At 31.1% G+C, this 13598-nt stretch carries 11 protein-coding genes and 1 pseudogene; 6 read left to right on the top strand and 6 right to left on the bottom strand.

Annotated elements, in window-relative coordinates:
- Nucleotides 1-253 precede the first annotated feature (253 nt).
- Genes ACTF56_RS01715 through ACTF56_RS01705 form a run of 3 tightly spaced genes read left to right on the top strand, consistent with a single transcriptional unit; the run spans nucleotide 254 to nucleotide 2677 of the window.
- Complete coding sequence (locus tag ACTF56_RS01715; protein ID WP_438965178.1) at nucleotides 254-1240, top strand: transporter; 987 nt, start codon at nucleotides 254-256, stop codon at nucleotides 1238-1240.
- Nucleotides 1241-2359, top strand: coding sequence for a GTP cyclohydrolase (locus tag ACTF56_RS01710; protein WP_438965177.1), 1119 nt, complete (start codon nucleotides 1241-1243; stop codon nucleotides 2357-2359).
- Complete coding sequence (locus ACTF56_RS01705; RefSeq protein WP_438965176.1) at nucleotides 2360-2677, top strand: hypothetical protein; 318 nt, start codon at nucleotides 2360-2362, stop codon at nucleotides 2675-2677.
- A 114-nt stretch (nucleotides 2678-2791) separates the two neighbouring features.
- On the opposite strand, the gene ACTF56_RS01700 is transcribed toward ACTF56_RS01705, so the two are convergent.
- Nucleotides 2792-4054, bottom strand: coding sequence for an aminotransferase class I/II-fold pyridoxal phosphate-dependent enzyme (locus ACTF56_RS01700; protein WP_438965175.1), 1263 nt, complete (start codon nucleotides 4052-4054; stop codon nucleotides 2792-2794).
- A gap of 407 nt (nucleotides 4055-4461) precedes the next feature.
- Here ACTF56_RS01700 and ACTF56_RS01695 point away from each other — a divergent pair, with 407 nt between their 5' ends.
- From ACTF56_RS01695 to ACTF56_RS01685, 3 genes are all read left to right on the top strand, one after another.
- The gene (locus ACTF56_RS01695) at nucleotides 4462-5037 is read left to right on the top strand and encodes a non-canonical purine NTP diphosphatase (RefSeq protein ID WP_438965174.1); all 576 of its coding nucleotides are present in this window, start codon (nucleotides 4462-4464) and stop codon (nucleotides 5035-5037) included.
- Nucleotides 5038-5172: 135 nt separating this feature from the next.
- Nucleotides 5173-7047: a DEAD/DEAH box helicase gene (locus tag ACTF56_RS01690; RefSeq protein WP_438965173.1), complete on the top strand. Its 1875-nt coding sequence runs from the start codon at nucleotides 5173-5175 to the stop codon at nucleotides 7045-7047.
- Between the two features lie 72 nt (nucleotides 7048-7119).
- Entirely contained in the window at nucleotides 7120-7905 is a 786-nt protein-coding gene (locus tag ACTF56_RS01685; RefSeq protein WP_438965172.1) for a carboxypeptidase-like regulatory domain-containing protein, read from the top strand.
- On the opposite strand, the gene ACTF56_RS01680 is transcribed toward ACTF56_RS01685, so the two are convergent.
- The 5 genes and pseudogenes from ACTF56_RS01680 to ACTF56_RS01660 form a co-directional block, all read right to left on the bottom strand.
- Nucleotides 7902-8552: a TrmH family RNA methyltransferase gene (locus ACTF56_RS01680; protein WP_438965171.1), complete on the bottom strand. Its 651-nt coding sequence runs from the start codon at nucleotides 8550-8552 to the stop codon at nucleotides 7902-7904. The genes ACTF56_RS01685 and ACTF56_RS01680 overlap by 4 nt on opposite strands.
- A gap of 121 nt (nucleotides 8553-8673) precedes the next feature.
- Nucleotides 8674-10881, bottom strand: coding sequence for a TonB-dependent receptor plug domain-containing protein (locus tag ACTF56_RS01675; protein ID WP_438965170.1), 2208 nt, complete (start codon nucleotides 10879-10881; stop codon nucleotides 8674-8676).
- 6 nt (nucleotides 10882-10887) lie between these two features.
- On the bottom strand, nucleotides 10888-12192 hold the full coding sequence (locus ACTF56_RS01670) for a tetratricopeptide repeat protein (RefSeq protein WP_438965169.1): 1305 nt from the start codon (nucleotides 12190-12192) through the stop codon (nucleotides 10888-10890).
- A gap of 81 nt (nucleotides 12193-12273) precedes the next feature.
- Nucleotides 12274-12606, bottom strand: a complete 333-nt coding sequence (locus tag ACTF56_RS01665) for a DUF4331 family protein (RefSeq protein WP_438965419.1) — start codon at nucleotides 12604-12606, stop codon at nucleotides 12274-12276.
- A pseudogene (locus ACTF56_RS01660) lies at nucleotides 12580-13491 on the bottom strand (DUF4331 family protein); the annotation flags it as partial. The gene ACTF56_RS01665 and the pseudogene ACTF56_RS01660, both read right to left, overlap by 27 nt.
- Between the last annotated feature and the right edge of the window lie 107 nt (nucleotides 13492-13598).

The following is a 13598-nucleotide window of genomic DNA, read 5'->3' as shown; positions in this document are numbered from 1 at the left end:
AAATAATAAACTAATATTATTATTGCTAACGTTCTTAGAAAGGAATAAAAATTTGCTTCTGCCAAGGGTATCATAATTTAAAATTCAAAAATACTACTATTAGTTACAAAAACATATTTTTTGTTTCTTAAAATTATTATAAATTAACTACTTTTGAAAAACCAATACTATAAATACGAAATCGCAATAAGAACACGTTGTTATAAACAAATAAAGCAGTTTAAAAACGATATCATAAAAAGACCTCTCACCAATGAATTATATAAACATAAAACCAAGGCTATTAGTTTTCTTACTCCTTACTTCTTTGGCAACTGTTAAAAGTTTTTCGCAGCATACTGATGTTATTAACTCCAACAGACCAGGAAAATCCATGATGGCTTTTTCTGTCGGTAAATCGGTTATTCAAGTTGAAACTGGAATTTTTGGAATAAAAGAAGAACACAGTTTATTGGGTTATAATGCCAACGGTTTTGGATTAGATTTTACTGCAAGATGGGGTGTTTTTAAAGAAGAATTAGAGGTTGTTGCTGAACTACAATATCAAAATGACACTTACCAAAGTCCTATTAGAAATTATGATAGAAGTGCCTTAAGAACTACTGTTTTTGGTGCCAAATATTTACTTTACGATCCCTACAAATATTATGTTGAAAAAGTCAACATCAAAAGTTGGAAAGCCAATCAAAAATTCAAATGGAGACAATTAATTCCGGCCGTTTCTGTATTTGTTGGAGCAAATATTAACTTTTCTGATAATCCTTTTAATTATAATTCAAGACTTGTTGAAGAAAAAATAAGTCCAAAAATATTAGTCGCAACGCAAAATACTTTTGGAACAAGGTGGGTTTTAGTAACCAATTTGATTTATGATAAATTTACATCTGATTACAAAAATCTAGGTGGTATTGTTACCTTAACTCATGGAATTAATCAAAAATGGTCGGCTTTTCTTGAAGCCCAAGCTTATAGCGGTAATTTATACAGTGATGGCGTTTTTAGAGTTGGCGGCGCCTATCTTCTTAATAAAAGCATGCAAATTGATGCCTCGTTTTCAAAAAATATCAAAGACACACCTGCTCTGACTTACGGAGGAATAGGTTTCTCTTGGAGATTTGAAAAAAACTATAAAGATGTACTTATCAAAACACCTGAAAACTATAAAAAAGACAAAGCCAATAAAAGTGCTAAGGGTGGAAAAGATAAAGAAGCTAAAGAATTACCTACAAAAGAAGAATAAATGATTGAAATAAAACAAGCTATTACCCCAAAAGAACTCAAACTGTTTGTTCAATTTTCTTTTGATTTATATAAAAATCATCCTTATTGGGTGCCCCCATTAAAAGCTGACGAATTAGAAACATTTGATAAAGATAAAAATCCAGCATTTGAAACAGCCGAAGCTTATTTTTATTTGGCCTATAAAAACAATAAAATAGTAGGCAAAATTGCTGCCATCATCAATTGGAATGAAGTCAATCTTCAAAACAAGAAAAAAGTCCGTTTTGGTTGGTGGGATGTTATTGATGATTTAGAAGTTACAAAAGCCTTACTCAACAAGGTGGAAGAATTAGGGAAAAAACACAAACTAGAACATATTGAAGGTCCTATGGGATTTTCAAATTTAGATAAAGTTGGTGTTATGACAGAAGGTTTTGATACAATTGGTTCGATGATAACTTGGTATAATTTTCCTTATTACAAAGATCATTTGGTGCATTTGGGCTATGAAATTGAAAAAGAATATGTTGAAAACAGAATGCTTTTTAAAAACATCAAGCCCGAATTTTTTTATAAAGCACAAGAATTAATTAAAAGAAGGTACGAATTGAAACCTCTAAACTTCACCAAAACCAAAGATTTAATGCCTTATGTAGATAAGATGTTTGATCTTTTTAATGATTCTTATGCCAGTTTATCTTCATTTGTAGCCATAACTGATATTCAAAAAGAATACTTCAAGAAAAAATACATCAGTTTTATTAATCCTGAATACATCAAGTTTGTTGTGGATAAAAATCAAGAAATGGTTGCCTTTGGAATTGTGATGCCAAGTTTTGGAAAAGCATTACAAAAAGCGAATGGAAAACTATTCCCTTTCGGTATATTTCATTTATTAAAAGCCAAAAAAGAAAGTAAAGAAGTATTATTTTATCTAATTGGTGTAAAACCTGACTATCAAAGCAAAGGAGTAACCGCTATATTATTTAATGAATTTCACGAGAATTTTACCAAAAAAGGAATTGAAGTTTGCGTTAGAACTCCCGAATTAGAGGATAATATAGCCATTCAACAAATTTGGAAACATTTTCAACCGGAAATATTTAGAAGAAGAAAAACCTACATCAAAAAACTATAAATGAAGAAGTTTACTTTGAAATTAATCCTGATTTTTTTAACAGTCGTAGTTCTATTTACGGTCATTATTTTACGTACAAGCTATAAAAATCATAAAAAAAGAGAAGCCAACAAAACATACAATGAGTTAAAGTATGAACTAGAAAACGCTGCCAGTAATAAAAAAATAGATTTTCAACTTTTTGGGAGCTTTTATGAAAAATATTCTAGTTGTGCTGATGAATTGTCGGAAGATCAAAAACGTGAATTATTACAATTAAGAGATAGTGTAATGAAAAAATCCAAAACTTCTATTAATGATAAAAACTTAGATAATTAAAGTATATTTACTACTCTTAAATTTGTCAATTCAAAGCACAAAAAAACCCATTAATTCTGCATTAATGGGTTTTTTGATATATTTCTGAATTCTAAATTCTGACTTCTAAATTCACTAAGCGTCTAAGTCAACTTTAGTAGCTTCAGCAATTTGTTTGTAAGTACCATTTACTAATTTCTCTCTAATGGCATCAAAAGCATTTAAAGTAATTTCAATATCTTCTAACGTATGAGAAGCTGTTGGAATCATTCTCAATAATATAATCCCTTTTGGAATAACCGGATAAACTACAATAGATAAGAAAATATTATAATTTTCTCTCAAATCATTTACCATAACCATTGCTTCCGGAATTGAACCTTCTAAATAAACTGGAGTTACACAAGTGTTGGTATCACCAATATTAAATCCTTTTTCTTTCAATCCATTTTGTAACGCATTTACATTTACCCATAATTTATCTTTTAAACCTGGATTATCACGTAATAATTGCAAACGTTTCAAAGCTCCAACAGTCTGAATCATCGGTAATGATTTTGCAAACATTTGCGAACGTAAATTATATTTTAAATAATCAATAATATCTTTGTCAGCTGCTAAAAAAGCACCGATACTTGCCATAGATTTAGCAAAAGTTGAAAAATAAACATCAATTCCATCTTGACATCCTTGTTCCTCACCTGCTCCAGCACCTGTTTTACCTAATGTACCAAAACCATGTGCATCATCAACCAACAAACGGAAATTGTACTTTTCTTTCATAGCCACAATTTCTTTCAACTTACCTTGTTGACCACGCATTCCAAAAACACCTTCAGTAATGAATAGAATTCCTCCACCTGTTTCAGTTGCCATTTTTGTAGCACGTTGCAAGTTTTTTTCCATACTTTCCAAGTCGTTGTGCTTGTAAGTAAAACGTTTTCCCATATGTAAACGCACACCGTCAATGATACAAGCATGAGCATCTACATCATAAACAATAATATCATTTTTAGTAACCAAAGCGTCAATACACGACATAATTCCTTGATAACCAAAATTTAATAAATATGCTGATTCTTTTTTAACAAAAGCAGCCAATTCGTTTTCTAATTGCTCGTGCATGTCCGTATGACCACTCATCATACGCGCACCCATTGGATAAGCAGCACCATATTGAAGTGCAGCATCAGCATCTGCTTTTCTTACTTCTGGATCATTAGCTAAACCTAAATAGTCGTTTATAGACCAGTTCAGTACTTCTTTACCTTTAAAAGTCATTCTTGGACCCAATTCTCCTTCCAATTTAGGAAAAACGAAATAACCTTCAGCTTGTGAAGCCCATTTTCCTAATGGACCTTTATTATCTTGTATTCTTGCAAATAAATCTTTTACCATAATATCTTAAAATATAGTTTTAAAAACGGTGCAAAAATACAAATAAAAAAAAGATTATAATAATTTATTTTTGGGAGTTTGCAAAACAGGACAAACGGTACTTAAAATCACTAACTGTTTGTTTTGCAACGTGCTGTCCACTATATCTTTTGCAGTTTGCTTTTTTTAAATAAAAAATCAAACCACAAAAGGATGCCGTTCCCATCACTAACTCGAAAAAAAGTTCAGAAAATTATAGAATTAATAAATAATGAACGTATATTTGCACCGAACGACACAGCAATGTGGTTACACGTTCATCATAAAAGTCGATCGCTCCAGGTCGGCTTTTGTACTTTTTAGGAAATTCCAAAACTAAAAAATTCCAAGTTCAAATACTTTTGAAACAACCTGAAACCAAAAAAGAAATGAAATTAGTTTTCGCATCCAACAATCCAAATAAAATTAAAGAAATTCAGCAAATGCTTCCTGAATCTATTACTATTTTGAGTTTAGAAGATATTGGTTGTACAGAAGATATTCCTGAAACAGCTGATACTATTGAAGGAAATGCGATTTTAAAAGCCAATTACGTCACCGAAAAATACGGTTATGATTGTTTTGCAGATGATACTGGTTTAGAAGTTGATGCTTTGAATGGTGAACCTGGAGTTTATTCAGCCAGATATGCAGGAGAACAAAAAGATGCTAATGACAACATGGATAAATTACTTTCAAATTTGGAAAACAAATTCAATAGAAAAGCGCAATTTAAAACCGTTATTGCATTAAACATTAATGAAAAACAACATCTTTTTACAGGAATCGTAAAAGGAAACATCATAAAAGAAAAAATCGGAACCAAAGGTTTTGGTTACGACCCAATTTTTGTAGCAGAAAATGACACTCGCACCTTTGCTCAATTATCTTTAGAAGAAAAAGCTATCATAAGTCACAGAGGATTAGCCGTTAAGCAATTAATTGAATATTTACTAAATATTTAATCTTTTTTTTGATAAAAAGCCAATAAAAGATACGTAAACTAAAATTGTATTTTACAACTTATTGAAAATCAATTACAAAGAAATTAGTTTATCCGATTTATAAAGCCTACCTTTGCACCCAATTTAAAATACTTTATGAATAAATTTGAACAATTAGGTCTGAATGAATCGTTACTGCTGGCGATCAAGGATCTAGGATTTGAGAATCCGTCAGAAGTGCAAGAAAAAGCGATTCCAGTACTATTGGAACAAAACACAGACTTAGTCGCATTAGCACAAACAGGAACAGGGAAAACAGCAGCATTTGGTTTTCCGCTAATTCAAAAAATAAATGTTGAAGACAGAAGCACTCAAGCTTTAATCTTATCTCCAACTCGTGAACTTTGTTTACAAATTACCAACGAAATTAAACTGTATTCAAAATACATCAAAGGTTTAAACACGGTTGCAATTTATGGTGGTGCGAGCATTACAGAACAAGCTAGAGAAATTAAACGTGGTGCACAAGTAATTGTAGCAACACCTGGTAGAATGCAAGACATGATTAATCGTGGATTGGTAAACATTAAAGACATAAATATTTGTGTTTTGGATGAAGCTGATGAAATGTTAAACATGGGTTTCTATGAGGATATTGTTTCCATATTATCGGATACACCAGAAGACAAAAACACTTGGTTATTTTCTGCAACAATGCCTGCTGAAGTAGCTCGTATTGCTAAAAAATTCATGAACAATCCAGCTGAAGTTACTGTTGGAAGTAAAAATTCTGGTTCAAAAACCGTTTCTCATGAGTTTTATTTAGTAAATGCTCGTGACAGATACGAAGCCTTAAAGCGTTTAGCAGATGCTAATCCAGATATTTTCTCAGTAGTTTTTTGTAGAACAAAACGTGATACACAATCTGTTGCAGAAAAATTAATTGAAGACGGTTATAGTGCTGCAGCTCTACACGGAGATTTATCCCAAGCACAACGTGATGGTGTAATGAAATCTTTTAGAGGAAGACAAATTCAAATGTTAGTAGCTACAGATGTTGCTGCACGTGGAATTGACGTAGATGATATTACTCACGTAGTAAATTATCAATTACCTGATGAAATTGAAACGTACAACCACCGTTCAGGAAGAACTGGTCGTGCTGGAAAAACGGGTACATCAATCGTAATTATCACGAAAAGTGAGTTGCGTAAAATTTCTTCAATCGAGAGAATTATCCAACAAAAATTTGAAGAGAAAACAATTCCTTCAGGTATAGAAATTTGTGAAATTCAATTATTACACTTAGCTAATAAGATAAAAGATACAGAAGTTGATCATGAAATTGACAACTACTTACCTGCTATTAATGATGTTTTATCCGATTTAGACAAAGACGAATTAATTAAAAAAATAGTTTCTGTAGAATTTAATAGATTTTTAGAATATTACAAAAAGAAACGTGATTTATCAGGTTCTGGAGAAAGAAGTGAAAGAAGCAGTTCTGAACCGAGAGACTTCAAGGCTGGTGATGCTGTTAGATATTTTATCAACATTGGATCGAGAGATGATTTTGACTGGATGCAGTTAAAAGATTTCTTAAAAGACACTTTAGACTTAGGTCGTGATGACGTTTTCAAAGTAGATGTAAAAGAAGGATTTTCATTCTTCAATACAGATGCTGAACACATGGAAAAAGTGATGTCAGTAATCAATGGTTACGACATGAATGGAAGAAGAATCAACGTTGAAATTTCAAAAAATGATGGCGGTTCTAGAAACTCTGGAAGAAGAGATCACAACGGAAGAAGTGGCGGCGGAAGAAGTTCTGGTGGTGGATTTAGAGGCAGTCGTGATAGCGGAAGCCGCGATTCTGGAAGCAGAAGTTTCACAAAAAGAGATGGTGCTGCTCCAAGTGGTGAAAGAAGAAGAAGCTCTTCATCAGATGCTCCAAGAAGAGAAAGAAGAAGCTCCGAAGGAGAATCTAGAGGTTTTTTTGAAAAAGCAAAACGCTCAAGAAGAAGCGAATAAATAGTTAAATTTTATTAAAAAACTGCAAAATATCTCTTGTAGATTTGTATTTTTACAATCTATTCCTAAGAAATGAGATATTTTGTAGTTTTTTTATTTATGCTAACTTTTAACTTAAGTTTTACTCAAACTGAAGTTAAAAAAGACACCTTAGTGCCTGTTGCTAAAATTAAAGGGGTTGTTCTGAATGAAGAAACTTCTTTTCCCTTAGGAAATGTTCATGTCATAAATACTACAAAAATCAAGGGTGTTGTATCTAATAATGATGGATCTTTTGAAATTGAAGGAACAGTTAATGATACCATCATGTTTACTTATATCGGATTTGAGACTGTGAAAACAATTGTAACTAATGATTGGGTTAAAAGAGGTGATACGAAAGTTAAAATGACTGAAAAAATCTACATTTTAGATGAAATAACCGTTTCGCAATACAATTTAACAGGTTATTTAGAAGTAGATACCAAACTAATTCCTGTAAACGAAAATTACATTGCCAATATAGCTGGTTTAAAGTTATTGTATGAAGTTGGAGAAAAATCTCCTTCAGCAATGAGTAGAGTTTTAGGTTCTATTTTAAATCCAGTGGACTTTCTTTACAATACTTTTAGCAAAAAAACAAAGCAAATGAAAAAGCTAAAAGAAATGAAGGCTAATGATGACATTAGAGCTCTTTTATCCACAAAATTTGACAGAGAAGCATTGGCATCATTATTAGAAATTAGCAAAGAAGATATTCCCCAAATATTGGAAAAATGTAATTATTCTGAATCATTTATCAAATCAGCCAACGATTTACAAGTTTTAGATGCTATAAATGGTTGCTATGAAGAATATAAGGCATTAAAAAGAAATTAAACTTTAAACCTGCTTTCAACGTTTTCAATATCACGAATAGTTTTTCGTGTCCAATCCAAGCGTTTTTCTAAAATTTCTGATGCACTGAGTTGCCATTCAATATCCGAATTTCTTAATCTATTGGTAATATCTTGAATTATAATTGCAGCTGAAACAGAAATATTCAAACTCTCAGTAAAACCAACCATCGGAATTTTTAAATAACCATCAGCCTGATTAATTACCTCATCAGATAAGCCTTCTTTTTCCGTTCCAAAAAACAAAGCAGAAGGTTTAGTAATATCAAAATTTTCTATCGTACAAGAATCGTTATGAGGTGTTGTAGCGATAATTTGATAGCCTTTTTCTCTTAAATTATCCATACAAACCTGACTTGATGAATGTTCAATAATATCAACCCATTTTTGAGCTCCCATGGCTATTTGTTTGTCAATTGACTTACCGTATTTTTGCTCAATAATATTTAATTCTTGGATACCAAAAACTTCACAACTTCGCATTACAGCACTTGTATTATGCATTTGATAAACATCTTCAACAGCAATTGTAAAATGCTTTGTTCTAAACTTTAAAACTTCTATGAAGCGTTGTTTTCTATTCTCAGAAATAAAACCTTCTAAGTAGTGTAATAATTCGTCATTTTCCATCTGTTCAAAGATAAAAAAATAAGATTTATATCAAAACTAAAAAAAAACGCCAGCCCAATATGCCGAAACATAATTGAACTGACGAAAACAAAACAAAATATTCACACCAAAAAACGGCATATTAAAAAGTATATGTCACTTTTAGTCTACTGAAAAATGGTGTACCTGGAGTGAAATGAATTTCTTCAACGGATTGAGGTTCGTTTTGCAACCTTGATTCCGTTAAAAATTGAGTCTCATTCCACTCTGCATTAAAAATATTTTCGATAACTAACCCAATATTTAATCTGCTTATTTTATAATTTAAGTTTAAATCTGAAACAAAATAACCTTTTGCAACTACAGAGTTATCTTCATTGGCTGCTCTGTCGCCTAAATATCTGTATTTGATTGCTGCAGAAAATCTTTTGTAATCTTTTAATGTTATTCCTCCTGTCGATGAAAATTTTGGTGCTAAAGGGATGAATTCTTCAAAATCAGTTCCAGTTCTAGCATGTGAATAATTTCCATCAAAATCAATAAAAACATAGTCACTTAATTGATATCTAAATCCTAAATCTAAACCATATCTTCTAGATTTTCCTGAAGCTTCCACTACTCCTTCATCACCCACATAAACAAATTCTTGTTGCGAATGTAAAGTCCATAAAGCAGTTTGTATAAACAAGTTTGAAATTGGCTTAAAAACTGCTCCAACATCTGCACCAAAAACACCAGGAACCATATCTTTATTTTGCTGTAATACTACTCTAGAATCGTTAGAGTGAAATCCAAAACCTGTTTTTACGAAATATTCTACAGCATTATTTTGAGCATAAATGAAATTTAGTTTTGGAGAAAACTTTAAAACATCTGCATTTAAATTAGCATATAAAGTAGCCAATTGATCTTGATAATTGAATTTAAAATAATCCAATCTAAAGGCAGGAGCTACTTTTAATTTTCCAAATTTAAATTCGGAGTTAAAATAACCGTACATGTTTATTTCATCTACATTACCAAGTTGAATTTGTTCTAAATTAGTTTTGCGATTTAAAGTTCGAGACAATTCAATATCTGAGATGTTATCAGCTCTAAAACCAACACCAGATTGTAAGGCCAAATCAAATGTTTTAAAATATATTTTTTTATTTAATTCAGAAGAACCTCCATACAAATTGCGACTTTCCGTTTGTTTAATTTGGTCACCATTTACAGGATCATTTAAGAAAAATGTAAAATTTGAAAACAAAGTAAAATCGTAATTAGAATAAAACACATTCGATTTTATATACGTGAAATCATCTATTATTTTTTCCGATGAAGCTATAACATTGGTTCTTGATGTATATCCGCCTTCTGTATCGTCTACAGCACCAAAACGAGAAATGGAACCATTTTGAACTAAACGATTGGGTATTTGACCAGAAGCATCCCATTTACTTGAAAATCTTGAAGCTTGAATGGTAAATTTAGAGGTATTTGAAACTTGATTGGAATATTTACCAAATAAATTCAAACGATTAAAATTTTGAGGTGAATCAAATGGTCCATCGGTTGAAATATATTCAGTAGCTATGTATGCACTTTCCCTTTTATTAGCTTCTAACAAATTGAACATACTCATCAATCTTTTCGTGTTAAACTGACCAAAATCAACCGATATCTTATTATTGTCTAATTTATCAATGGTGCTGAATGCGACATAACCCGCAGTAGCAAAATTTCCTTTATTGGCTTTGTATGGCCCTTTATCAAAATCGATTTTACTGATAGTTTCTGGAATTATAAAATGTAAATCTGAATAACCTTGACCATGTGCATGAGATACATTATTAATAGGCATTCCATCAACACTTAGCGCAATATCCGTTCCATGATCTACATCAAAACCTCTAAGGAAAATTTGTTCTGCTTTTCCACCACCAGCATGCTGTCCGATAAATAAACCAGGAACTTTTCGTAAAATTTCTTGAGAAGAATTTACAGGATTGGTTAACAAGTCAATTTTAGCAACAGTACTGCTTGTATTTAAAGAACCATTTAAAACAATTTGATCTAATTGTATAGACTTAGATTGTAAGATGATTTCAATTTTTTCGATATTTACAACAGTAAATTCTTGTGTTTGATAACCTAATTTGTAACATTTTAAAACATCATTAACTTTAGTGTTATTCAATACAAATTCACCAAACTCATTGGTATGAGAATGTGTCTGAGAATTAGTATTAAACAAATAAACATCATTTAAACATACCGAAAATTCATCTAACACCTTTCCCTTAACTACTTGTGCCGAAGAGAGAAAACTAAACAACACAAATGATAATAAATAATATATTTTCATTATGTATTACAGTTTTAGTATTTCTTTTTCGGTCACTGGTCCTAATTCATACACACTTGCTAATAATTCCTTTTTTATCTCAGGATGTTTATCTAATATATTATTGGCTTTTAAAATTTTAGCATTATGAAACATAATTGAAGGTTCAAAAGACTTATTGATTGTATGCATTTGAGCCACTTCAAGAGCTTTTTTGAAGTCGCCTTTTTTGTAATAACTCCAAGCTAATAAATCATACGATTCAGGTGTTGGGCGATTTTCAATTTCTTTTTCAGAAATTTTTATGGCTTCATCTATTTGAATAGGATTTTCAGACATAAGTAAAACATTGTATTTGTTGTACATATCTCCATAGTCATTAGATGCTAAAACCTTTTTGTATTTTTTGATTGCATTATCTTTTTCAGAAAGATTATTCTGATATTCTGCAATTTCTGCTTTCAATAAAAATAAGTCAGGAACTTTATGTTTAGCTTCCAACACTTTAACTATTTCCATAGCTTTTTCTGTATTTCTTTCATGTGAGAAAGCGATCCAAGCAATTCCCTTTAGGGCATAAGAATTGTTATTATCTATTTCTAAAGTTTTTAAATAATGGGTATAGGAATCTTGAATTCTTCCGGCATGACCATAAAAATCAGCAATATTAGAATAAACCCAAACCTTTAACGCTTCATTTTTATCGTCTTCGGCAATTGTTTTTGCTTTTTCCATTAATGTAATGGCATCATCTAATTGTCCTTTGTGATCGTTCCATTTTGCAGCTCTAATCAAATAATCAAAGTCTTTAAGATTTTTTATTTTATTTAAACTTTTATAAGCTAAATCATAGTTACCCAATTCCATATGGACATCAAAAAGCATTTTTTCGGTTTCCATTTTCTTTTCTCCCAATTCGTAGGCTTTTTCTAACTTGCTCAAGGCCTCTTTAAAACGATGTTGGCTGATGTAATTTTTTGCAATAGCTCTTAAAACTCCTGAGTTTTGTTCAAATAATTGTTTGTTTGCTTCTAAAAAAAGCTCTTCAGCAATGTAAAGGTCATTGATGTTTCCAGCCACTTCAAAAAGAAGAGAAAATTGATTGGCTAATTTTATTAAAAATGTAGGTTGATTTGGAGAAGCATTATCTTTGGATTGCCAAAATTGAATTTCTTTTTCAATTTCACTGATTTTATGAGATTCTAAAACCATCAAATAACTTTGATAATCGTCTCTGTTGGTTATATCATTATTTGGATTTGAATTACAACTTAGTAGTAAAGCTGAAAATAATAATCCTAAAATAAATTTTAATGATTTATTAGTTTTCATATTATTGTTTTGTTTTTGTTTTTGTTTTTGTTTTTAAAAAAAGAGTGCATACTCGACACACTCTTTTTTCTGAATTTTATACTACCATGGAGTAGCTAAATAAGGAAATGAATTTAAAAATGGCTTATCGTTAGAATTAACATTATCGTTCGTTAATTGAGGATTTGAGCCACCTGTAGGTCCACCAAAGATTAATAACAATTCAACATTGATAACATCATCTGCTAAATTTCTACCTGTTAAAACATTTTGACCGTCAAAAAATGTGGTTGTTCCAGTGGTAGAAACACCTAAAACGTCAGTTGCTAAAACTCCTGTGAAAGTTGCAGCATCTAAACCTAATGCATTTGTTGTGTAATTAGGATTTAAAGCTAATAGTTTAGTTTGAAATGCCGATTGATATGTAGCTCCCATAGTTGAAGGAGTCGTGGTGTTGAAGGCATCTTTTTGACCTGCATTAACAAATACTGTATTAATTGCTGGTCTACCCATTTGATCTTGTTGTGTGAATGTACCACTAAAATCGGGAGCAGTTATCATGTTATTGTCGTCATCTGTACAACTTACTAAAAATGTTGCGGATAATATGGCAATAATTGCGAATTTATTTTTTATTGATTTCATTTTTCTGAATTTAAAATATTGATATTATTGTTTCTTTTTAGTTTCAACCCAAGTATTAAGTGTTCCTGAACCACCTAAAGCAGACTTTGGTACTTCAACTACGATTGACATTACATTACTCCCAGCAAATGTATCTGTACCCGGATTATTAAATGAAGAAGCTGTTCCACCAATAATTGCTGAATACTGACCAAAATCAAAATAAAAAGGATCATCTCTTAAACCTGCAAACATACTTGCTCCATTTTCTGATGAAACAATTGCATTAGTTCCATAAGGTGTGATGGCTACACTTCCTAATGCATTAGAAGTTTTAACTGTACTTGTAGTACCTGCTGTTCCTGGTGCAACTGGACCAAAGAAATACATTTTTCCATTTCTTGGAACGGCTTGGATTACTAAATCCTCAACGTTATCACTATTATTATCAATATTAAATTCTACCATAACGTTTTCGTCAAACGATGCTGCAGCACTTGCCATTGGAGAAATCAAACCTTGAACGTTTGCAACAAATACCATGTTACTTGTGTTGGTTCCTTGAAAGGCATAAAAATCAGTAATGTCTGATTTTCCTCCTTGAACAGCTGGAGCATCAATGTGGTCCGCTGCGATTAAAGAAATAGCAATAACTCCTGTTAAAGCTAATCCTAAGAAAATTTTTGTCTTTTTCATTTTGTTTTATTTATAAAGATTTATAACTACAGTTACGCTGAATTCATTTTCTTGGATTTAAAAACTAAAAAAATAAATTAATTATTTATTTTTTTTATTACTTTTAC

Origin of the sequence: Flavobacterium sp. (assembly GCF_965657075.1) — a bacterium.
GTDB lineage: Bacteria > Bacteroidota > Bacteroidia > Flavobacteriales > Flavobacteriaceae > Flavobacterium.
This window is presented reverse-complemented; position numbering and strand designations above follow the sequence as displayed.